The organism is Spiroplasma clarkii (assembly GCF_002795265.1).
Lineage (GTDB): Bacteria > Bacillota_I > Bacilli_A > Mycoplasmatales > Mycoplasmataceae > Spiroplasma_A > Spiroplasma_A clarkii.
On the sequence record NZ_CP024870.1, the window covers coordinates 786,685 to 810,576 of the forward strand.

Sequence of the window (23,892 nt, forward strand, 5' to 3'; positions counted from 1 at the left end):
TTTTACAACTTTATTCTCACATAATTGTAAAATTTTTGATATAAACTTGCATTTAGCTGATACTCAGCAAGTCCTTTATAACAGTAATTTTCTTTTAAGCATTCTCTTTTAAAAACTGATCAAAACCCTTCAATCCAACCATTATCTGTAGACTTGGCTATTCTTGACATGCTTGGAATCAAATTAAAGTACATTAGCATCAACTTATAATTATATGCTTTAAATTCAGAACCATTATCTGAGTGTATTACACTGTTTGGCAAGAAGACACCAAATTCATCAGTCATTTTTAGAAATGATTTTTCTACAAGTTGATTCCCTTTATTTTTTTCTGTTACTAAACCAAATATTTTTTTCATTTTAATATGATAAAAACCACAGGTATAGTATCTTTCACCATTGAATTCCTTTTCTGTTATGTCTACTGAAAAAACATCACCATACTTATCAAAATTTTCAGGATCAGTTAACAAGTTTGGGTATTTACCAACCTTTTCAGGTTTTGCTACCTTATTTTTTCATTTCACATGATTATTGGTGGAGATGCTTCTCATTTTAAAGTATCTCAATATTTTTTTATGTGATGACTTAGCTATCCCCTTAGTGAGCAAATCTATTGCAATTCTTTTACAACCATAGGTTTTTCCTGAATCAATAAAGCTCTGCTCAATATTTAAATAAAAATCATGATCATAATATCTTACCCTAGGTTTCCCTTGCTTCACTCATTCATAGTATGTACTTTTTGGAAGTTGAGCAATTTTTAATAAGCCATTTTTAGGTATTTTGAATTCATTGTAGATAAATTCCTCAACAACTAAGCATTTAATTATATTAAGCTCCCATTTAACTACTTTTTTTTACTTATCAGGGCCTCAATTCTTTTTCACATTTCATTTCTAGTTTCTAATTCGGCATTTTTCTTCTTCAGTTCTTTAACTTCATTTCTTAAAATTATTAGTTCTTCTTTATCAGCTGAATTTGGTGCCCCAAGACCATCAATTCCAGATTGATCATACTTTTTACACCAATTTAAAAGTGTTTGATCTGAGATGCCATAACTTTTAACAAAATTCTTGGCCTTTGTCTTGCTCTCTCTAAATTTTAAAATTATTTTTTCTTTTTGCTTTGCTGAGTAATGTCCCATAAAAAAACCTCTTTCCTAACAATATTATTTTACATTCAATATAAATGTAATTTAATTTTTTGTCCGGAAAAAGGTGGAAGTACACTTTTTACACCATTGAGAGCTAAATTTGACAAAATATGAAAAAAACCCTCAAATTAGGGTTTTACTAAGCTTAATAGCTTGAATTGTTATCTTGTTTTTGAACGATTGCCACTCCACCACTTGTTCCTAAGCGAGTAGCACCATTTTCAATCATTTTCATGGCATCATCATAAGTTCTGACTCCACCTGCTGCCTTAACTTGGGCTTTACCATTAACTGTTTGAGACATCAATTTAACATCCTCAAAAGTGGCCCCACCAGTTGAAAAACCAGTTGAAGTTTTAACAAAGTCTAAACCTGCTTGAACAGCAAGTTCACAAGCTTTGACAATTTCTGGTTTTTCTAACAAACAGTTTTCCATAATGCATTTTACTATGGTTTTTCCTGCTGCAGTTTTAACAGCCTTCATATCATTTAAAACATAGTCTCAATCTTGATCTTTGATAGCTCCAATATTAACTACCATGTCAATTTCAGTAGCACCCTTTTTAATGGCATCACTTGTTTCAAAAGCTTTAACTGCACTAGTGGTGGCTCCTAATGGAAAACCAATTACAGTGGTGATTCCAACATCACTTCCCTTTAGTAATGAGGCTGCATATTCAATCTGACAAGGATTGACACAAACTGTGGCAAAGTCAAATTTTAATGCTTCTTCACATAGAGTTTTAATTTCTGACTTAGTAGCAGTTGGTTTTAATAAAGTGTGATCAATATATTTATTTAATTTCATGTCCTAATTTTCTCCAATTTCTTGTTGATTTTTCTCAACTAAATTTAATACTCGCATAGTTTCACAACACATACCTAGTAAATAGTCACGCAAATTGTTATTATTGCTTAATATCATTTTAACAAATACTCTTAATAAATACACAAAAGAATTTAATTCATCTTTATTTTCTGGTTCAATTAGTTCTTTAATTTCAGAACTATTTTTTTCAAAAAGCATAATGCTTTCAATATTGGTGATGTCTTCTAAACCAATTGTTAGGTTTTGAGCTACAATTTCACTAAATAACTTGCTTTGGTATGAGGCAGAACAAGTGATATTGACTAAAACATCACTTTCATGTCTTAAATTGACTAAATTTGTTAAAGAAGTGCCATTACTTAACTTAGAACTCATAGCTTTAACATCTTTAACCTTACCAAATAAAAATATGCAAAGTAAAATTGGGTAAATTAATAAGTCATAAGTTGTACCCTTACCATTAATTTCATCAAATGGTGGTAAAAAATCACCATGAACTAAATCATTTAAATAAGGGAATTTTTTAGTGACATTTAAATTGGCAAAAAATGGTTGGCAGTCGTTTACAAGATCAAATAACTTAGATAAAATTGGAGTTTGTAAAAAACGGTGTGCTTCTAGCAAAACAACATTGTTAATTTGAGCAATTTGGCATAATTCTAAGGTTTGTTCAAACTCAAGAGTCAGTGGTTTTTCAATCAGCACATGCTTTTGTTGTTGCAAGAAATATTTTGCTTGTTGGTAGTGTTGCCCAACAGCAGAACAAATATAAACTGCATCCACCTCATCAACTAGTACTTCAAAACTATTTGTGGGCTTAGCAATTAAATTATGTTTGTTTATAAATGCTTTGGCTTCACTTGTTGATGCTGCATAAACACAGCTGATTTTTAGATCAACCACTGTAGCAAGGGCTGCTAAAAAATCATTTTCAACTTGATTATCACCAATAATCCCTATTCTTATCATGTTTTATTCCTCCATAAAGGGGTTAGTTTTGTCCTTTTTCTCTAGTTTAACTTGATTTTCTTCAACACCATTTGGTGTTTCAAGATCTGCTGGATCTTTTTCATTTCAGGCTTGAACCACAAGCACTTGTTCACCCGCAATACTTAGTGTATCGAGCATCGAAATTACAATTCCTAGTAAAATTAAAATTATACAAAGAGCTATGGCTAGACCATAAAATACGACCACTGACATTAATGAACCACAAATTAGCACAATTGCAAGGCCCATAACCAATAAATAAAGACAGATATTAATAATTATCTTTTGTTTTTCTTTGGGTTTTAAAGTATAGCTTGATTTTTTATGTAAATAAATTCTAAGCATCAGGTAAACCACTCCTGCAACTAAGGCTAGTCCTAAAAATACTAAGTTTAGTTTTAAATGATTGAGATTAATCCACTCATCAAAAACTCCATTTTGCTGCTTAATTGCAACAGCTAAACTTACAAAACCAATTAAGTATCACAAAAGCATAGAAAATGTGAAAGTATATTTAACAAAAACATATGATTTTGGGTTAATTTTTGAGTTCATAAATTATCTCTCCCTACTATAAAATATTTTAACAAGAAATTTATAAATATTAGTAAAATTAAAAAAACACTTCAAAAAGTGTAAAGTTTTAAGATTTTCATTTAATGAATCCAAAAGTACATAAGATCGAAGTAATTATAGTTAGTAATGGGAAACCAATCATTAATCAAGCCGGACCCATAATTTGTTCACCAAATAGTGCTCAAATAATAACTTGTAGTGAAGTTGTGGTGATACTTAAACAAAGAATTTGAGCAAACATCATTTTGTTATAATTAAACATCCTAATTTTAAAGATTTTATAAATAGCTATAAACAATGGAATAAAACAAACTGGTAGTAAGACTAATGAAACCACTGCTATTGTGATTTGAGTTCCAGTTTGATAATCATGAACTAGTCCTGGATAAATTATTGTTACTAAAAAGCAAGCTGCTAAAATTCAAAATCATCAGTTTCTTAAGATAACTCCAGCAAATTCTCTCCTAGAATCAATTCTAACATTACCAAGTCAACGGCTGAATTTTGATAAACCATTATTACGGTTAGAAATAAAAGTGGCAATTCAAATTGAGCTAAAACTAATTGTGCAAATTAATGAAATTGGTATGAGAACTGCTAGAAAGATATTTGTAGTTATCAACATATTTGTGTTGATGATGGTTGAATCAATGATACGACTATCAACATGAATTAAACCATTGCCAAACATTGTAGCTAAAGTACCATTTAAAAAGAAGTTAAATGAATTAATTCTAGTGTGATCAGTTTGGTACTCAGCACTACCAAAACTTTTAGAACCCTGATCTAATAATGATACCTTGTCAAATTGTTTTTCTAAAAAAGCTATCAAAATAATGAAAGTGATTGCACAAACTGCAAAAACTAGAAATGAAGAATACATCCCTCACTTACCTACTGCTTTTAAAGTTTTGTATTGATATTCTTTTCGAATTCTTTCTACAAAAATTAATGAAATCATTGTTACAAGGTTAATTCCAAATGCCACTGCCACAATTGGTAAGACAAAACTTCAAAAAAAGATGAAGGTTGCTGCAGCAAACGAGTGGATTTGATAAGTTGTAATAAATCCTTCAGTTCAAAAAGAAAATGTTGCTAATTGAAAGGGATTTTTTATTTGTCCACCATCAATTAATAGGTTAATATATCTGTCAAATTCTGCATTGCTTTGACCAAATTCTGCAATCTTTTTTAATTCATCACTAACATTGATTGTGCTCGCCAAAACACATGTTGTGATAAGTATTGATATGAATGCAAGTCCTGTGGCCAAAGAAGTTGCATAGAGAAATTTATGCCTCATATTACTGTCTCCTTGATTGTTTCTATAATTATATAACTATTTCACTAAAAGTTTCAATAATTCTCATTGTTAATGTTGTTTCTCTTCGTTTCATCTCTTTACCACAAGCATTGATGAAGAGTTGTCTATCTGAAAAGATGTAAAGTTTTTGCTTAGCCCTAGTGATGGCAGTATAAATCATTTTTTTATTTAAAAATCACCTTGATGCTGGATTATCATGATCTAAAACTAAAATTACTGTTTCATACTCACTCCCTTGGGTTTTGTGGATTGTGCAAGCATAACTCAAAACTACATTAGCAAATTGCTTTGCTTTTAGTTCTTTATCTTGTTCAGAAAAACTCAATAAAGCTAAATTTAAAGAATTTTTAGTAATTTTTAAATCTTTAATGTAACCAATATCACCATTGTATAATTCTAATTGAGCATTGTTTTCAGTATACATAACTTTATCATTAATTCGATAACTTAAACCACCCTTTTTATATTCAGTACTTTTTGCAGAGTTAACTAAATTTTTAATCTGAACATTTAAATTAGCTACTCCTAAATCATTTTTATACATGGGGGCAATTACTTGAATATCAGTTAGTTGATCGGTTAGTTTTGCAGGATTATTTTCAGAATAAACTTTTTTTATTTTTTTGAGCATTTCTTTTGCATCATTTTCAAAAGAAAAATCTACATTGTTTAAATTCTCAAAATCAAAAGCTTTAATTGTATTACTTTGAATTGCAGTTGCCAGATCAATAATTGAATTCTTTCCAGCTGTTGTTGTTTGACGATTGTTTTGCAATAATTCAGTTGTCAAAAATTTTTGTGAATCAATCAAGTCCTCATATAGATTACCATAGCCAACACTTGGCAATTGGTTCTTATCTCCAACCAAAATTATTTTCTCAACATCAACCACTCCAACAAGTAGTGAAGCAAACAAATGGTTGTCTATCATTGAACATTCATCAATGATTAACATTTTTTTTGAAGTTGGATTGTTAAGATTGTATTCAAACTCACCATCTCCCCTGGCTTTTAAAAAACGGTGAATTGTCACTGCTTTATTTTCTTGTTCAATATCATTAATCCGACTAGCAGCTCTCCCAGTTGGAGCTAAAATTGCATAACGTTTACTGTGATAAATTTTTTGGTATAACTTGACTATGCCCATGATCACTGTGGTTTTTCCTGTCCCAGGACCTCCAGTAATAATTGAGACATTTGCTGTTAAAAAATTTCGAATTGCTTGGAGTTGTTCAAGATTATATTTGAAGTCTTGAATTTGTAAAGCTGTTCCAATTTCAGTTTCAACTTCTTGGATCAAGGTTTCAAAATCTGTATCAATAGTTTTATTGGGTGAGTCTTCAATTGCCTTGAGCTGTGTGGCAATTGTAATTTCATCTTGATAGCTTTCAGTTGTGTAAATTTTTTTAATGTTATCTTTTTTTCCAGCATCAAAAACAAAAAGTTTTAATTGCTTATTCATTAGTGCAATTGCTCTATCGATTTCTTCATAACTTAAATCAAAGAACTTTTCTTGAATTTTTTTGCGCAAATCAGCTAGTTTTAATCATGTGTTTCCTGTAGTAAACAAAATGTCTTTACTATATTTATAAGCTCATCAATAGATTCTTTTTTCTAATAGATTGTTTGTGGTGTCAAATGACAAAACAACTTTGTCCACCTCTTCAAAACTTGAAAGATTGTTTTCATCAGCATATTCAAAAAAATAATTTGTTAAAATTCTTCAGACCTCTTCATCATCAAGACAATCTTTGACTAAAAAATCATAGAACTCTTCTTTTAAATTGTTTTCTAAAAATTTTTCACTAATTGAGTCAGTGTTGTATAATTGCTTTAAAGTGTCAGTGAGAGTGTTAATTTTTTCTAACTCCAAGTCTGGAACTGTTTTTAATAACTCAGGAGTTGTGATTATTTTACTTAAAGTATCTACTGGAATTTGTTCAACAATCATTGTGGCTGATTTTTCACCAATAGTATCAAAAACACTAGATTTTAAATAATTAATTGTTTGTTGGTTATCTAACTGAGTTGTTGGTTGATAAGAAACAGTTTCAAAAATTTTGTGATAGCTTTTATGACCAGCAAATTCACCTTTAAATTCATAAGGGATGTTGATTTTTAAAGTTTTAATATCACCTCTAATAAAGGTGTTTTCCACTTGATCAAGTCTTTCGATTCTAGCAACGGCTTTAACTCCAGTTCTAGTTTTAAACTCCTTGATTATACCCACAATTTTCATACATACCTCCTTGGTCTTATAGTTTTTTAATTAATAGCCTGATTTTAAATTTGCAAAAGTCTATAAATAGACTTTTATACTTGTGTCATAAATAATTTTAGCATAAATTATTTTTCAAATAAAAAATGAATACATTTTGGTATTCATTTTAAAAAATATCATCAAGGTCTAAATCAATGTCATTTTTTTGTTTGGCTGCCTTAGCCTTGACATCTTTACTTGGATTTTTTTTAACTACACCGCCACTTGGTTTTGGTTTGACAATAGGTTTAACTTTATTAACAGGTTTAGTTTTTTCAGGTTCACCAATACCACCTTCATCATCTCCAGATTTTGATGATGGAGGAATATCTCCATTTTTAATAATATAAGATTTTTCTAATGAAGTTGTAATAATTTCATTTTGCATATCTAAGTCTGCAGGAACATCTTCTAACTCTTCATATTTAAAACTTTCAACATTAATTTGGATTAAATTATCTTCTTCATCTAGAATGTTTAAGATATCCTTACTTTGGATGTTGTACAAGAAAGTTGCAAACTCATCACGCTTTTTGTTTCATGGATACAAGCGTACTCCCTTTTTAGGACGGCTCATTAATGGTACTAGGTCTTGTTTAATTTTTTTAACATTACCTTTGTTAGTTAAAATTAAAATATCTCCACTGTCAAATGCTTTACCAGCAATGATGTCATCATCTTTAACAACTGTTGACTTAACTCCCTTAGCACTAGCACTAGCACTTGGAATTTCACCAATATCATAACGAACTGCATAACCATTTTTTGTTAACATTGTAACAGTTTTGGTTTTTGAAGTTACTAGTGAAGCAGAGACAATTTCATCATTTTCTTGTAATTTCATAATTCTAAATGATTTTGAAAATAGACGAGTTTCTAAATCTTCAACTGGAGTTCTTTTAATCATTCCTTTTTTAGTTGCCAACAAGATTTCTTGTTTGGCATTAACATATTCATGAACTACAAAGGCTGCTAAAATTCTTTCATTTTGTCCAGTCAAAGTGGCTATTTTGTTTAAGTGCATTCCAGTATCTTTTCATTTACTTGGAGTAATTTTATAAACTGGAATTGAGTAGTAAGTTCCAGCACTTGAAACTAATAGTAAGAAATCTAAACTTGAAGCTGGAACTGTTGAAATTCAAATATCATTAGGTTTTCTTTTAAAGTCTGCCATTGAATTTTTCCCAAGTTGAGAATCCTCAATTGCCTTTAAATATCCATCCTGAGAAATTCAAATTGTAAAGTTATGTTCAACAATAGTTTTTTTAATTTCAACATCAATATTTTCAATTTCTTTGATAATGGTACTTCTTCTTGGAATTCCAAACTCAGTTCTAGTTTGAGTTAATTGATCAACAATTTCTTGGTTTAAAATATTTTTATCAGCTAAAATTGCTTCAAATTTTTTAATTTGTAAAGCTAATTCTGCTTTTTCTTCTTCTAATTTTAAAATATCAGTTGAAGTTAAACGGTACAATCTTAAATCAACAATTGCAGTGGCTTGAACTTCACTAAAAGCAAATTTATTAACTAAATTTTCAATAGCATCAGTACGGTTTTTTGATTCACGAATAACTTGAATGATCTCATCAAGAATTGAAATTGCTTTGATTAGTCCATCAATTATTTCTAAGCGTTTTTTTGCTTTTTCTAAATCAAAAGTTGTTTTACGAGTTAAAACTTCTTGGTAATGTGCAATGTAAGCTTGTAAAATTGCAATTAACCCAAGTTGTTTTGGTTGTTTATCAACAATTACCACATTATTGTAATTGTATGAAACTTGTAATGGTGTATTTTTTAATAAAAATTTTCTGGTTAATTCATAATCTGCTTTATTTGAAAGTTCAATCACAATTCTTAGACCAGTACGGTCAGTTTCATCGCGAACTTCTTTAACTTCAATTTGTGGATTTGCATCAACTACATCACCAATTTTTTTAACTAAATCTTGTTTGACAATTTCATAAGGAATTTCATCAATGATAATGTTGTTTTCTTCACGATGCATTTTTGACTGAATAATTACTCGACCTTTTCCAGTCTCAAAAGCAGACTCAATTCCTTCTTGCCCCATTACAATAGCTCCTGTTGGAAAGTCAGGACCTTGCACAATTTTTAATAAGTCTTTAAGTTTGAGATTGGGATTTTTAATTAAAGCCACTGTGGCATCAATAATTTCACAAATATTGTGTGGAGGCATGTTGGTAGCATAACCTGCAGCAATCCCAGTAGCTCCATTAACTAAGATATTTGGAAAGTAACCAGGTAAAACTGTAGGTTCACGTTCTGAATCATCAAAGTTTGGAGCAAATAAAACAGTGTTTTTTTGTAAGTCATCAAGCAATAAACTAGTAATTTTTGCTAAACGAGACTCTGTATACCTCATCGCTGCAGCACTATCGCCATCAATTGATCCATTGTTACCATGCATATCCACAAGTGGAATGTTAAGTTTTCAATGTTGACTCATTCTCACTAATGCATCATATACTGAAGTATCTCCATGAGGGTGGTATTTACCAATAACATCCCCAACAATACGAGCTGATTTTTTATAGGGTTTATCATGGGTTAAATTAATTTCATTCATCGCATATAAGACTCTTCGTTGGACAGGTTTTAACCCATCACGAACATCAGGTAAAGCTCTTTCTTGGATAATGTATTTTGCATATCTCCCAAAACGATCACCCATTAATTCTTCAACTGAGTATCCCAAAATTCCCATTTCTTTTTTATCTGCCATACTAATTTATTCCTTTCTTATATTTCAAACACTGTTTCAGTTACATCTTTATTTAAAAATTCTAATAAATTAAGTCTATCATAAATTTTTTGACCAACTTCAGTTGCAATATATTGACCTGCTTGGTTTTTTGTAAAAATTTGTGGTTTGTTTTCTGCCACTAACCTAGCTTTTAATTCAGCTAAATGGTTTGCAATTGTTTGACCACGACGAACATTATTGTATAAATCAATTAATTGTTCTTTGTTATCATAACTTGCATAAAACTTATTTTCAAAGGCTACACTTTCTTGTAAATTTTGGTCTAAAATTTCTTTAATTGAAGCTTTTAACTCAACTTCATCACCAAGACAATTTGTTTCAAGTAGATAACTTGGTATAAATTGTAACACAGTTTCATTCTTAGCCATAGTTTGAGTTTCAACAATTGCAGTTTGGGTTTTTGTAATAATTTCTTCAAGCGACAAACCAGCAATTTCCTTGGCAAAATCTAAGTTAAACAATATTTCATGTAAGTTAATGAAGATGCCAAACATTTCAAGTCTTGTTCAAATAATAGTTTTTTTGATTTGTTTTGATTTTAAAATAGCACTAGCTGTATTGGGGTTTAAAAAGTAAGCATCAGTCTGACTATCATAAATTAAAATTCCATTTTGTGGCCTTGCCAATTGCTTGGCTTCATCTAATTTTTGTTTAGCATTATTCATCAAAATTTTAATAATTGATTTAAGTCATTCAATTTTTGACTGATCTGTCAAATCAAGAACTAGTGGGTTTCTGAACAAAGCATCTCAATCACCTTTGACCTCTTCACTGGGATACATATCTAAAATGATTTTATTGTCAGTTTCTTTTCAAATAACCATAAAGTCATTAAAAATTACATAGCGACTTAGTTCTTTGTTGATACTATTGTATTCATCAATACACTTTATTATGTATTCTTTATTTGTTGCTATTATTTTTTCCATTATAATACCCCAATCTCATTGAATTATTTTGCTTCAATGTATTCTATGTTGTCTTCAAGTGTAAATTTAACATTTTCTTCAATTCATTCTTTTCTTTTTTCAGCATTATCTCCCATTAAAGTTCTAAAAGCAGTTTCAGCAGATAAGGCATCTTCAATTCGCACCTGAATCAACTTTCTTTGTTCAGGATCCATTGTGGTTTCTCACAATTGGTCTGCATTCATCTCACCCAAACCTTTATAACGTTGGATTTCAACTTTACCTTTAACTTTTTTCATATGGTTTGCCAATTCATCTTCAGTTCACAAGTAAATAAAGTCTTTTTTACTACCTTGTGTTACTTTGAATAAGGGAGGCATAGCAATATAAACATTTTTATTTGAAATTAAATCCTTCATATAACGATAAAAGAAAGTTAATAGCAAAGTTTGAATGTGAGCTCCATCTGTATCCGCATCAGTCATAATGATGATTTTGCCATAATTTATATCATCAACATCAAAGTCACTACCAATTCCAGCTCCAATTGCATTAATAATGGTAGTGATTTCTTCATTTTTCAATAAATCAATTAACTTTGTTTTCTCTGCATTTATTACTTTACCACGTAATGGCAAGATTGCTTGAAATTTTCGATCTCTTCCTGATTTAGCACTACCACCAGCTGAATCCCCTTCAACTAAAAATAATTCATTTTGGGTTTTATCTTTACCTTGGGCTGGAGTTAATTTACCCAGCATTGTTTTACCTCTGGTTTTATTTTTTTGGTCTCGAACTGCTTGGCGAGCTTTACGAGCTTCGTCTCGAGCTCGTCTTGCTAACAGAGCTTTTTCAATGATGTTAACAGCAATAGTTTTGTTTTCTTGTAATCAAAAACCAAAAATTTCTTCAGTAATTTTTTCACAAGCACTACGTGCTTCACTGGTTCCTAATTTTCCTTTGGTTTGACCTTCATATTGAATTAAATTTTCAGGAATTTTTACAGTTACAACTGCAATTAAACCTTCTTTAATATCTGCTTGGTCTAATTTTTTATCTTTTTCTTTGATAATTGCTTGGGCACGTCCATATTCATTAAGTGCTTTTAATAAACCAGTACGATAACCTGTAATGTGGGTTCCCCCATCACTAGTTTTAACATTATTGGCAAATCCCATAATGTTATCTGCAAAGTCATCTGTGTAAGTCATAGCAATTTCTACATCAATTTCATTCTCGTTCCCTTTAATCATAATTGGGTTACACAATTGTTTGGCACTACCTCTTAACTCATTGACAAATTCAATTAACCCATTTTCAAAACGATATTCAACATATTTATCACTACGTTCATCTTTTAAAGTTATTTTTAAACCTGAATTTAGTAAAGCAGACTCTTTTAAACGTTCTGAAATTGTTGAAAATGAAAATTTTGTGGTACTAAAAATAGTTTCATCAGGAGTGAAGTTAACTACTGTTCCTGTTAATTTTGAAGTTCCAGTTTCTTTTAGTGGAGCAGTTAACTGTCCGCCTTTGGCAAATTTAATTTGAGAAATTAAACCATCTCGATAAATTACTACTTTAAATTTACTTGAAAGAGCATTAACAACTGAAGAACCAACTCCATGTAAGCCTCCTGATGTTTTATAACCATCACCACCAAATTTTCCCCCAGCATGTAAAACTGAAAAAATAATTTCAGGTGTTGATTGGCTTGTACCTTTGTACATTCCAATTGGAACTCCTCGACCATTATCCTTTACGGTGACTGAACCATCTTTTTCCAAGACAACATTAATTTCAGTACAATAGCCTGCTAAGGCCTCATCAATTGAGTTATCAACAATTTCTCAAACTAAATGGTGTAAACCGCGAACATCGGTTGAACCTATGTACATTCCTGGTCTCTTTCGAACTGCTTCTAAACCTTCTAAAATCTGGATACTGTCTTCAGTATAATTTAGATCTTTTTTTGTATCTGACATTTTCTTACAACCCCTTATCAATTACATTTTAGATTATCAATAAATTTAATATAACACATTTTTACCAAAATTGACATTTTTCTAGTTTAAGACAAAGAAAAAACTAGCCAGAGCTTAGTTTTTCCTTAATAAACTCTTAATTTTTGTAGCAATCATGTCAACAGCAATGGTATTATACTCTGAATAAGGCACAATAATGTCAGCATGATCAATTGAAGTTTCCACAAAATACTTATAACTTGGACGAACTGTTGTTAGATATTGTTCAATAATGTCTGCCACTGAGCGACCTCTTTCAACTGTATCTCTTTGGAGGTGACGAATAAAACGAATATCATCATCTGTTCTAATAAAGATTCTAATGTCTCCCCTTTTTCTTATTTCTTCAATGTGAAGTGATAAAATTCCATCCAAAATCACAACATCACTTGGTTCAACTCGGGTGCTGGTACCAGTTTGTGAATGAGTGGTAAAGTCATAAATTGGGATATCAATTGGTTTTCTTTGTTTTAACAGGTCTAAATGCTGACACAATAAATCAATATCTAAAGTACTTGGATGATCAAAATTTAATTTTTGCTTTTCTTCAAAGGACAAGTTGGCAAAAGATTTATAATAATGGTCCATAGAAACATGTACCACAGGTTCTCCTTCTAAAATTTCATTAGCTATTTTTAAAGCAACATTAGTTTTACCACTAGCACTACCTCCGGCAATAATTATAATAGTTACATTTTTCATTGCTTTCTCCTATTTCATATTAATTATAAATTATTTAAACCATATTTGTTTGTTTGAATTAATTTTTTTTAAAACTGACAGGTAACCTTTTTCCGGACACACATATTTTACAACTTTATTCTCACATAATTGTAAAATTTTTGATATAAACTTGCATTTAGCTGATACTCAGCAAGTCCTTTATAACAGTAATTTTCTTTTAAGCATTCTCTTTTAAAAACTGATCAAAACCCTTCAATCCAACCATTATCTGTAGACTTGGCTATTCTTGACATGCTTGGAATCAAATTAAAGTACATTAGCATCAACTTATAATTATATGCTTTAAATTCAGAACCATTATCTGAGTGTATTACACTGTTTGGCAAGAAGACACCAAATTCATCAGTCATTTTTAGAAATGATTTTTCTACAAGTTGATTCCCTTTATTTTTTTCTGTTACTAAACCAAATATTTTTTTCATTTTAATATGATAAAAACCACAGGTATAGTATCTTTCACCATTGAATTCCTTTTCTGTTATGTCTACTGAAAAAACATCACCATACTTATCAAAATTTTCAGGATCAGTTAACAAGTTTGGGTATTTACCAACCTTTTCAGGTTTTGCTACCTTATTTTTTCATTTCACATGATTATTGGTGGAGATGCTTCTCATTTTAAAGTATCTCAATATTTTTTTATGTGATGACTTAGCTATCCCCTTAGTGAGCAAATCTATTGCAATTCTTTTACAACCATAGGTTTTTCCTGAATCAATAAAGCTCTGCTCAATATTTAAATAAAAATCATGATCATAATATCTTACCCTAGGTTTCCCTTGCTTCACTCATTCATAGTATGTACTTTTTGGAAGTTGAGCAATTTTTAATAAGCCATTTTTAGGTATTTTGAATTCATTGTAGATAAATTCCTCAACAACTAAGCATTTAATTATATTAAGCTCCCATTTAACTACTTTTTTTTACTTATCAGGGCCTCAATTCTTTTTCACATTTCATTTCTAGTTTCTAATTCGGCATTTTTCTTCTTCAGCTCTTTAACTTCATTTCTTAAAATTATTAGTTCTTCTTTATCAGCTGAATTTGGTGCCCCAAGACCATCAATTCCAGATTGATCATACTTTTTACACCAATTTAAAAGTGTTTGATCTGAGATGCCATAACTTTTAACAAAATTCTTGGCCTTTGTCTTGCTCTCTCTAAATTTTAAAATTATTTTTTCTTTTTGCTTTGCTGAGTAATGTCCCATAAAAAAACCTCTTTCCTAACAATATTATTTTACATTCAATATAAATGTAATTTAATTTTTTGTCCGGAAAAAGGTGGAAGTACAATTTTTTTTAAAACATTCACTTGTCATTGCCAACTAAATTTTTTAAATACTTTTACAAGTTATTGAGTAAAATTTTTTTTCATTGTTTTTATTGCTCTTATCTTTAATAAAAAAAGAGTAAAATATGAATAAGGAGATGGAAAAAAATGGCAAAAGTTTTAGTAATAACAGGGACAGTTAGTCCAATCGAAAAATCATATTCAATTGCTTTAACAAAAAGTTTTGTTAAAGCTTACATAGCAAGTCACCCAGATGACGAACTAATTGAGTTAGACTTAAATACAGCCCCAATGGCTAGCAAAACTTTAACTCGTACAAACCAAACTGAATATTGAAATGAACAAGATGCTATGGAATATATTAACCAATTAAAAGAAGTTCAAAAAGTAATTATCTCAAGTCCAATGAATAACTTTAATGTGAGTGGTTTAATTAAAAACTACTTAGACCATATTCTTTTAGCAAATCAAACCTTTTCATACAAATACTCTAAAAAAGGAGATGCAATTGGGCTTTTAGATCACTTAAAAGTGCAAATTTTAACTACCCAAGGAGCACCATTTGGTTGATATCCCTTTGGAGACCACACAGCCTTTTTAAAAGGTACTTGAGAATTTGTGGGGGCAAAAGTTTGTGAACCAATTTTATTTGCTGGTACTAAAGTTGCTCCAATTATGCAAATGAGTCCAGATGAAGCAGTAGCTACAATTGCTGATAAAATCACAAAAGCTGCAAAAGATTTTTAAGAGATTAAAAATCTTTTTTTGTTTACCCTTTTATCTGGATTTAAAAAAGAGTAAAATTAATATGTGTAAAGGAGTGGTTTTATGAAAAACTGTGAAATAAAAGATTGTAAACAAACTTTAAATCCTCAAGATCCAAAAAGAATTTATGTTTATGATGAAAATTTACAAGAAGAAATTGCGATGAGAGTGTGTGACCAACACTACAAGGAACACATTGATGAAGAAAATGATGTTGATTGACAACAAGCAATTGATTCAATTGAGGATACAGAGTAAAAAAAGCAACTCATTTTGTGAGTTATTTTTTTATTTAAAAAAGTCATTTCCCTTAGTAAAGCCAGCAAAAAACTGCATTTTAACATATTCATGTCCAGCTGTGGGGTTTTCATAGCGGAATTTATTAAGTGCTGAAAGAAAAACTTTATCATCAAGACTTAGTTTTTCAAAGTATTTAGCAGAAAATAAGATATTATCTGCTAGGATTAAGGCACAATTTGATACAAAATACTCTTTGGCCTTGCTTTTTTCATCAATTATTAATAAATATTGGTTGATAAAATTCTGCAATTTTTTGTTGGTTTTGTCAAAAACAATGGTTACTAGTGTATTTTTACAAACATCATTCACACAAAAACTTATGGGATTTTCAGCAACAAAAACGTTATTTACTGAATTGATTACTTGAAAATCACTTGGACTAATTTGTGGATAGATTAGGTCCAAGATTTGAAAGTTTTTTTGACGCCCCAATTCCCAAGTAATTACTTTTAAATCTGTGTTTTTTTCATAACTTTTCAAATATTTTAACAAAATATTTTGTAAAGATTGAACCTGGTTTGCTAGTTTTTTTAAACGATAAACAAAAATTGCTTGAAAACCTGTTTCTGCGATTGAGTTAAAATTACTTAAAAAGTCCTCTTGACTGGCAGTCAAACAAACTTGAGCAATAAATAGTTTGAATAAAATTGCACAAGTATGCATCTGAATGATTTCTATTTCACTACTTTCTTTTGACAAAACGTTTTTTTGGTTAGTTTGCTCATGATCTGCACACCAACCAAAATATTTGAAATTATTGGCTTCAACAGTATTAAAGAAAACTTCCCCCATTTTAAAATTAGAATCTAAAGGGTTAATTTTATTGGTTGAATATCATTTTTCATTTGCAAAATCAATTTGGTATAAATTTGATTCCACTGCTTGTTTTTGACAAGTTGGAATTGCACAAACTTGTTTAGCACCTAAATTTTGGTAGTGTTTTAAAAAAAGTTCTGTCATTTTTGTTTGAAACACTTTAAATTCATCAGGATTTAGTAAACTTTTTTCATATGAAGTATAAGGTTCACTACGTTTTGGTTGCATCTTTGTTTGACAACATTCTGCAAAAACTTTACCACTCAAGCAAAAACACTGGTCTTGGTTTTGAAATTTAAAAAAACTATACCCATTATCTTCTAAAAAATTAATATTATCATTGTCAAGATAATAATTTTCCATAATTGATTCTAAGAATTGGTTTTTATCTTTATTTGATAGAGTGTTATTGCACATTTCTTTCATAACATCAGCCTCACTGACTGTGTTAATTTCTTTAATTTTGTCTTTATCCATTTTCTTTACCTCCACATAATTGATTTTGGATTAACTATTGCTCTCATTTTAAAAATTTGTTAACAAAACTCGAAACAACCTGAGTGATACGGTCATTATTTTCTAATTGTAAATTAGTTTCAATTCTTGCTTCTTCAATTCAAGTTTCAATCTCACCAGCAACTAACTCACCTTTTTTAGATAAATATAGTTCATTTTCATTAGCTCGGGCTGCTGTTTTTTAATCACTAGTTCATTATCTAACAAAATTTTTATATTTCTTGATAAAGTTGATTTATTAGTATTGCTTAATTCTCCAAGTTCAAATTGGCTAATGCCAACAGCATGTTTTATAAACATTAAATGAACAAAGGCATCAGCATAAAGTTTTGGGAATGCCTTAGTGAACCTTTGACGAAATTCCCTCATTAAGAAGTTTACTAATAAATAAAGTTTAACATGAATATTTAAATCATCAATATTGTATTTTTTTGGCATTTCTAATTCCTCATTATGATAAAATAATATTGTTTCATATAAAACAACATTATTACAAACCTTACAAAATATCAATCAAATATTAGGCACTTGCCTAAGTATTATAACACTAAATTAAGGAGACTAGAAATGAAAAATCAGAAAAAGCAGGTCTTCATTCTTAAGAATAATTTGTACAAACAAATCTGACAGTCTTTAAAAGATAGATGGTTTTTGGCAAGTTTAATGTTGACCTTGACAATTTTTATGTCATTATTATTAATTACAAATATAAAAATTATTGAATACATTACTGCTCTATTAGTATCAAAAAGTGTTATTGATGCTGCAAATAATGTGGAAAAAGCCAATGGTTTTTTTAGTCGTTGAGTAACTGATCCAAATTTGCAAAAAATAATTTTAGAAAATCTCAATAACACTATTAAAGACCGTGAAGCTTTTTTACAAGATGTAATCGAAACATTTTTTTATAGCAATGTTAATTATACAAATCACACAGTTTACTTAGTTCTTTGGGGTTTAAACTTAAATCTTTATAACCTTGTTGAAATTATGATTGTGGATATTGCTTTGGTTATTTTAGTGGTTTACATAGTTTACATCATTAGTGGCTACATTGCTGGAAGCTATGAGGCAAAAATTAGAAAAGCTTTAATTGACAAGTTAATTGATCAAGATTTAGATTATTTTAGTCAAAATAAAACTGGTGAACTAATTGGTACCTTGGTTAAAGAAAGTAGTATTCTAGCAAAACACATTAAAGAAGCACCAGCCAACTACACCCTATCTAGTGTCACAATTTTGATTTCATCAATTATGATGTTTAAAATTAATTGAAAACTAGCTTCGAGTGTTTTTGGATTATTAGCAATCTTTTTAATCTTAGTTTTTATCTTTATTTTGATAACCAATAGTAGCACTAAAAAAATTCACCAAGCAAGTCAGAAATTAGATAATAATTTAACTGAAAAAGTTTATAGCATTCGTTTGATTAAATCAAGTGGAACCTTTAATAAAGAGAAAACAGAATTTCAAGAGTCAATAAATTTTGTTGATAAAAAAAATAAAGGTAAATTATTTTTAGCTGAGATTCCCAATGCTTTAATTGTTGGAGGCATTGGAAGTTTCTCAATGGCTAGTATTATCTTTGGTGTCTTTTTATATTATGAACAAACTCAAGCACTTGTTAGTGTAATGACTGCTTTTACTGCTGGAGTTATTGTAATGACTCTTCCAATTTTGCAATTGCGACAAGTAATTGCTGATGAACCAGCAGCACATGTTGCTGCAGCATCTGTTGTAAGAATTTTAGATTCAACTATTTGCATTGATAAACACAAAACCCAAATTATTTCTGAGCCATTAACAGAAATCTGTTTTGAAAATGTTGAATTTAAATATCCAAGTAGTGATGAAATCATTTTAAAAAATTTAGACATTGAACTCAAAAAAAATTATAAATATGCTTTTGTAGGACCAACTGGAAGTGGAAAATCAACAATTGCTAAATTGATTTTAAGATTTTATGATCCATCAAGTGGACTTATAAAAATTAATCAAAAATATAATTTACAAGACCTAAATCTAAAGTCATGATTGGACAAGATTGGTTATGTTGATCAAGAACCACAAATATTAAGTGGAACAATTTATGCAAACATTGCTTATGGACTTGACAATGTTTCAAATGAAGACATAGTAATTGCTGCAAAAAAGGCAAAATTGCATGACTTAATTATGAGTTGATCTGATGGTTATGACACAATTTTATTTGAGTGTGGAAGTCAATTGTCAGGTGGACAAAAACAAAGATTAGTTATTGCTCGTTTGATTTTAAAAGACCCTGAGATTTTAATTTTAGATGAAGCTACTAGTGCTCTTGACAATATTGTGGAAGCGGAAATTCAAGCAGAACTTGAAAAACTTATGGTTGGTAGAACCACAATTGCAATTGCTCATCGTTTAAGTACAATAAAAAGTTTTGATAAAATTTTTGTACTTGAACCAAGAATGGGAATTGTTCAGATTGGAACCTTTGATGACTTAATTAGTAAACCAGGTTTATTTAAAAAATTATATGACATCTCAAGTTAAAAATTTTAAAACTAAAAATGCTTCCAAATATTTTAGAAGCATTTTTTCTAATTATTTTTAATTGATGTGATCTTAATTGTCTAAGAAAGTTAATGCTCCCTTATACTCAATACTTTTTTTAGCAAATTCGTTTGCTCCATTAATAATTCTACTTAATTCACTAGTCCAATCATTTGGATTTTCAAATTTTGCAATCTCATTAATAATGTAAGCAATGAAAGCATCACCAGCTCCAGTTGAGTCAACAGGATTTTGAGATTTTTTAATTTCAAAATGTTGTAAAATATTTTTATTTGCAACAACACTTCCAAGGCTACCTAAAGTAATTAAGAAAGTTGCTTGTGGATAAAGTTCAATCATTTTTTTTAAACTGCTTTGATAATCTTTGACTTCTGAAACTATCATAAGTTCTTCTTCATTCATTTTAATTAGATTGGCACTTTTTAAAAATGGTTTTACTTTTTCACAAAATTGTTTAACATCATTTTTTCATAATAAGTTTCTTCAGTTTGGATCAAAGCAAATAAATTTTTTTGCAGCAATAGTAGCTTCAAGAATTTGATTATAATTTTCACATGGTTCTGCTGCTAAAAGTGATGTGGCACTACCAAAATGAAAGATATCAAAATCATTGATAGAATCTTTGATTGCAGCAAAACTTATTTTTTGATCTGCATCAAGAGCAAACTCAAAGTTTCTTTCACCTTCTCCTCAGATTGTTACAAATGCTAATGTTGTTTTGTTATTCTCAAGAACTTGCATTTTGTCATAACCAACATTATGCTTTTTTAAAAGATTAATAATTTTTTGACCATTATCATCCTTACCTATTGCTCCATAAAATGAAGCACTCCCTTTTAAATGTCCAATTGAACAAGCTACATTAAGTGGAGCTCCCCCAACATTTTCTTCAATAACAGCATCACCTTGCTTGATTACATCAATTAAGGCTTCACCAATGCATAAAGTTTTTTTCATATTAATTCTCCTATTTTTTAAATTTTAACGGTTTACATCTGAAATTTCAACATTAATTTCTTTTGAGAATTCAATTTTATTTCAATCTCTAATGAAGAATCTTGATGTGAAGATGGTTTGATAATCATCTGCAAACATTTCAATTGAAGATCTGTCAATAAACATTTCAACAAATTGTTTGTCAATTTTTCTAATGGCATATCTTGGTGCTTCACAAGTTGAGTCAACAGGTTCAGATTGGTGAGTTCTGTCCATTGAAATTTCTTTACTGTCAAATTTTATATTCATAAATTCATTTTTATCATTTGAAATTTTTATCTCTAAATCTCCAACTAGTTCAAATTTTAAATGCATAACTTGTTTGTCTTTAATTTCTGTAACTGTTTTTTTAGTTTTATTAGTTAAAATGTTTTTACAATACTCAGCTAGAGGTTTTTGTACTAAAACATTTTTGTTTCAGCTCAATTCTCTTGGTATGGTCATAATTGAATGTCAAGCAAATTGGTCAGTTGGATATTGAACATCAACATTTCCAAATCATGCTAGCAACACTAATTTTTTATCTACTCAATAAGTTTGGGGTGCATAAAAATCATACCCATAATCCATTGTGACCATTTCAAACTCTTCCTTTAACTTGTTGTTTTCAAAATCAAATTCCTTAATTGCAGTATAAACAACATTTCTAGTACTGTTTAATTCATATTTGTCATCATTTTTAAATCATCCTTCTGAAGAAATCATAAATAAAATTTTATCTTCAAGAGGATCTAGGTTGGGACATTCTCACATATGACCATAGTCCACATTAAGACTAGAAGTTAATGTTTTAAAGTAAGTGAATTTTTCTGGTGTTTGCATTTCATAAAATACTAAACCACCTTTTTTGGTATCACGACATTGAGCTCCAAAAACTAAATACTTTTTACCTTGGTATTCAAAGATTTTTGGGTCACGAACATGAGCTGTGAATCTTTCAAAGTCATTTTCTACAACCACTTCTTTGTTGATGATTTTCCCATTGACAAAGTCAGCAGCAATTTGAACTTCTTCAATAACATTTCCATTACCATCTTCATTATTTCCTGTATAATAAATTTTTACTTTATCACCAAAGTCATAGGCACTTCCTGAAAAAGCACCTCCTGCTTCTTTGGGATGATCGGGAATAATTGATTCTCCATGATCGTGATAATTTACAAAGTCTGAAGTTGTTACATAGAGTCAGTGTTTAAAACCATGATATGGTTGTAAGGGACTTCATTGGTAGTGAATGTGGTGAACTCCATCTTTAAATAATAATCCATTGGGATCATTCATCAATCCATTTGGAGGTGCTAAGTGAAATACTGGTCGATAATATTTATCACTTGCTACTAAATTATTATATGCATCAATATCTTTTTGTTTATGTTGATTGCTTTTTATTCAAATTAATTCGGGTTTTAATTTCATATTTTTCTCTCCTCTTTTTAATTAGTCAGTTTTTAAAATTGGACTAAAGTCTTTTTCAAGAATTGATTTTGATAAACTTTTAAAATAGTTGACTCTTGACAATAACATTGTGGCTAAAAAGGTTGTTCCAATTGTTGCCACCAAAGCCACAGCCATTCACAAGAAGCCACCCCCACTTAAAGTTGTTATCCCAAAGTTAGCATAATCTGGGACATTTGCTTGGGGGATCACTGATAGAAAAATTAATAGTGATGAAGTTCCTAAAATCGCTAACACTCCTGTTGAAGTGGTAATAACTGCTCCCACTGCAGAACCAATACTTGCAGCAATAACTGGATACAAGAAGCGTAGAGAAAATCCAAATAAGGCAGGTTCAGTTGAACCACTTGCAAAGGCAATTAAGTATGAAGGAGTGGCAGTTTTTTGTAACTCTTTATTTTTACTGTGAATTAAAGCAACTGCTAAAGTACTTGTAGCTACTGCAATATTTAATTGTGTAAACAAAGCCATCATTGTGGTAGCATTGTAGGCAGCAAATTGTTGTAAGTTAATAACTACAAAGATTTGAATAAAACCAGTCACCACAGTTCATGGTAGTATTAAGCCAAAGATTGGGTTAAAAACATATTTTGCCACTTGGTGAGTTGTAGCTCACAAAACTCCAATATTCATTCCATAAGTAATTAGCATCCCAATTGGAGCAATAACTAGTAGTGCTACAAAAAATGTAATAATTGTGACTGCAGGAATTCCTATTAGTTGTTTAATGACACCTCATTTTATTTTATTGACAAGTCTTTCCAAGTAAACTCCCATAAAACCAATTCCTACAAGAGGCAGAATTTGCCCTTCAAAAGAAATTTTTCAAGGATAACCACTCACTAAATTACTAAATGAAAAGTCTGTTCCAGTTCATTTAAATAAATCGTTGCCACTTTGCATAAACAGTAAAGTGCTACTTAAATCTTTTGCACATAAAACTATTCCAAGACTAATTCCAATTGCTTGTCTCCCATTCATCATTTTAAAAATTGATCATGGAATTAGGATTGAAAATCCTAAAACTAATGCATTTTGTAAGATTGCAAACATCTCATAAACTGGATTATTTTCATCAATTAATTTAATCACATTGGTAATTGTGGCAACAATTCCCAAAGTAATCAAAAATGGTACTATTGGAGTGACAATAACCCCAATTCCATTTATAAATGCTTTTAAACCACCTTTTTTGGGTTTTAATTCAACATCAAATAAGTTGGCAACTCTATTAACTGAAATACCTAAACTGGTTAAGTATTCTTTGTTAAAACTTTCAATGTCTTTTGGTATTAAAAGTTGTATGACATCACCTTTTAAAAGTACTCCATTGTGAAATTCAAGTTTTTCAATTTCCTCTAGATTAACTAATTGTGGATCTTTTAAGACAATTCTTAATCGGGTTGCACAGTGATTAATGCTGATAATGTTTTCTGAACCACCAAGATTCTTATTTAATATCTTAAAAGCTTCATTATTTTTGCTTTTTTGTTTAAATAAATTCATTATTTTTTCCTTTCTATTGAAATGACTCCATTTCAATATTATTTAATCACAAAAATCGAAAAAATTTCAAAATTGTTTAGAAATATTTGTTAA

General features: G+C 29.8%; 21 protein-coding genes. 3 read left to right on the top strand and 18 right to left on the bottom strand.

Annotated features, from left to right (window positions below; all coding sequences use genetic code 4):
• Nucleotides 1–2: 2 nt before the first annotated feature.
• From SCLAR_RS03505 to SCLAR_RS03565, 13 genes are all read right to left on the bottom strand, one after another.
• Nucleotides 3–725, bottom strand: coding sequence for a DDE-type integrase/transposase/recombinase (locus tag SCLAR_RS03505; RefSeq protein ID WP_146637825.1), 723 nt, complete (start codon nt 723–725; stop codon nt 3–5).
• Between the two features lie 125 nt (nt 726–850).
• Nucleotides 851–1,147, bottom strand: coding sequence for a transposase (locus tag SCLAR_RS03510; RefSeq protein WP_100254044.1), 297 nt, complete (start codon nt 1,145–1,147; stop codon nt 851–853).
• A gap of 154 nt (nt 1,148–1,301) precedes the next feature.
• On the bottom strand, nt 1,302–1,964 hold the full coding sequence (deoC, locus tag SCLAR_RS03515) for a deoxyribose-phosphate aldolase (protein ID WP_100254554.1): 663 nt from the start codon (nt 1,962–1,964) through the stop codon (nt 1,302–1,304).
• 3 nt (nt 1,965–1,967) lie between these two features.
• Nucleotides 1,968–2,954 carry a Gfo/Idh/MocA family protein gene (locus tag SCLAR_RS03520; RefSeq protein WP_100254555.1) on the bottom strand — a complete coding sequence of 329 codons (987 nt, stop codon included), beginning with the start codon at nt 2,952–2,954 and terminating at the stop codon, nt 1,968–1,970.
• A 3-nt stretch (nt 2,955–2,957) separates the two neighbouring features.
• Nucleotides 2,958–3,530 carry a hypothetical protein gene (locus tag SCLAR_RS03525; RefSeq protein ID WP_100254556.1) on the bottom strand — a complete coding sequence of 191 codons (573 nt, stop codon included), beginning with the start codon at nt 3,528–3,530 and terminating at the stop codon, nt 2,958–2,960.
• An 88-nt stretch (nt 3,531–3,618) separates the two neighbouring features.
• On the bottom strand, nt 3,619–4,854 hold the full coding sequence (scm1, locus tag SCLAR_RS03530; RefSeq protein WP_100254557.1) for a motility-associated protein Scm1: 1,236 nt from the start codon (nt 4,852–4,854) through the stop codon (nt 3,619–3,621).
• Between the two features lie 28 nt (nt 4,855–4,882).
• The gene (locus tag SCLAR_RS03535; protein WP_100254558.1) at nt 4,883–7,114 is read right to left on the bottom strand and encodes an ATP-dependent DNA helicase; all 2,232 of its coding nucleotides are present in this window, start codon (nt 7,112–7,114) and stop codon (nt 4,883–4,885) included.
• 148 nt (nt 7,115–7,262) lie between these two features.
• The gene (gene parC, locus SCLAR_RS03540) at nt 7,263–9,881 is read right to left on the bottom strand and encodes a DNA topoisomerase IV subunit A (protein WP_100254559.1); all 2,619 of its coding nucleotides are present in this window, start codon (nt 9,879–9,881) and stop codon (nt 7,263–7,265) included.
• 17 nt (nt 9,882–9,898) lie between these two features.
• Nucleotides 9,899–10,852, bottom strand: a complete 954-nt coding sequence (locus tag SCLAR_RS03545) for a hypothetical protein (RefSeq protein WP_100254560.1) — start codon at nt 10,850–10,852, stop codon at nt 9,899–9,901.
• 23 nt (nt 10,853–10,875) lie between these two features.
• Nucleotides 10,876–12,816 carry a DNA topoisomerase IV subunit B gene (parE, locus tag SCLAR_RS03550; protein WP_100254561.1) on the bottom strand — a complete coding sequence of 647 codons (1,941 nt, stop codon included), beginning with the start codon at nt 12,814–12,816 and terminating at the stop codon, nt 10,876–10,878.
• 114 nt (nt 12,817–12,930) lie between these two features.
• On the bottom strand, nt 12,931–13,557 hold the full coding sequence (udk, locus tag SCLAR_RS03555) for a uridine kinase (protein WP_100254562.1): 627 nt from the start codon (nt 13,555–13,557) through the stop codon (nt 12,931–12,933).
• Nucleotides 13,558–13,664: 107 nt separating this feature from the next.
• Nucleotides 13,665–14,387 carry a DDE-type integrase/transposase/recombinase gene (locus tag SCLAR_RS03560; RefSeq protein ID WP_146637825.1) on the bottom strand — a complete coding sequence of 241 codons (723 nt, stop codon included), beginning with the start codon at nt 14,385–14,387 and terminating at the stop codon, nt 13,665–13,667.
• Between the two features lie 125 nt (nt 14,388–14,512).
• Nucleotides 14,513–14,809, bottom strand: coding sequence for a transposase (locus SCLAR_RS03565; RefSeq protein ID WP_100254044.1), 297 nt, complete (start codon nt 14,807–14,809; stop codon nt 14,513–14,515).
• 230 nt (nt 14,810–15,039) lie between these two features.
• On the opposite strand from SCLAR_RS03565, the gene SCLAR_RS03570 reads away from it, so the two are divergent.
• Both SCLAR_RS03570 and SCLAR_RS03575 read left to right on the top strand, forming a co-directional pair.
• Nucleotides 15,040–15,639, top strand: coding sequence for an FMN-dependent NADH-azoreductase (locus tag SCLAR_RS03570; RefSeq protein WP_100254563.1), 600 nt, complete (start codon nt 15,040–15,042; stop codon nt 15,637–15,639).
• Nucleotides 15,640–15,720: 81 nt separating this feature from the next.
• On the top strand, nt 15,721–15,915 hold the full coding sequence (locus tag SCLAR_RS03575; protein ID WP_100254564.1) for a hypothetical protein: 195 nt from the start codon (nt 15,721–15,723) through the stop codon (nt 15,913–15,915).
• 30 nt (nt 15,916–15,945) lie between these two features.
• On the opposite strand, the gene SCLAR_RS03580 is transcribed toward SCLAR_RS03575, so the two are convergent.
• Entirely contained in the window at nt 15,946–17,250 is a 1,305-nt protein-coding gene (locus SCLAR_RS03580; protein ID WP_100254565.1) for a hypothetical protein, read from the bottom strand.
• A 162-nt stretch (nt 17,251–17,412) separates the two neighbouring features.
• The gene (locus SCLAR_RS03585) at nt 17,413–17,727 is read right to left on the bottom strand and encodes a MarR family transcriptional regulator (protein ID WP_100254566.1); all 315 of its coding nucleotides are present in this window, start codon (nt 17,725–17,727) and stop codon (nt 17,413–17,415) included.
• Between the two features lie 129 nt (nt 17,728–17,856).
• Between SCLAR_RS03585 and SCLAR_RS07225 the strand changes: the two genes are divergently transcribed.
• Nucleotides 17,857–19,821: an ABC transporter ATP-binding protein gene (locus SCLAR_RS07225; protein WP_100254567.1), complete on the top strand. Its 1,965-nt coding sequence runs from the start codon at nt 17,857–17,859 to the stop codon at nt 19,819–19,821.
• 72 nt (nt 19,822–19,893) lie between these two features.
• Here the strand turns inward: SCLAR_RS07225 and SCLAR_RS03595 are convergent, their stop codons facing one another.
• Genes SCLAR_RS03595 through SCLAR_RS03605 form a run of 3 tightly spaced genes read right to left on the bottom strand, consistent with a single transcriptional unit; the run spans nt 19,894 to nt 23,799 of the window.
• Nucleotides 19,894–20,799 (bottom strand): carbohydrate kinase family protein, encoded by a 906-nt coding sequence (locus SCLAR_RS03595; RefSeq protein ID WP_100254568.1) that lies wholly within the window; start codon nt 20,797–20,799, stop codon nt 19,894–19,896.
• A 24-nt stretch (nt 20,800–20,823) separates the two neighbouring features.
• The gene (locus SCLAR_RS03600) at nt 20,824–22,254 is read right to left on the bottom strand and encodes a glycoside hydrolase family 32 protein (protein ID WP_100254569.1); all 1,431 of its coding nucleotides are present in this window, start codon (nt 22,252–22,254) and stop codon (nt 20,824–20,826) included.
• Between the two features lie 21 nt (nt 22,255–22,275).
• A complete protein-coding gene (locus SCLAR_RS03605; protein ID WP_100254570.1) occupies nt 22,276–23,799 on the bottom strand; it encodes a PTS transporter subunit EIIB in 1,524 nt (507 codons plus the stop codon).
• Between the last annotated feature and the right edge of the window lie 93 nt (nt 23,800–23,892).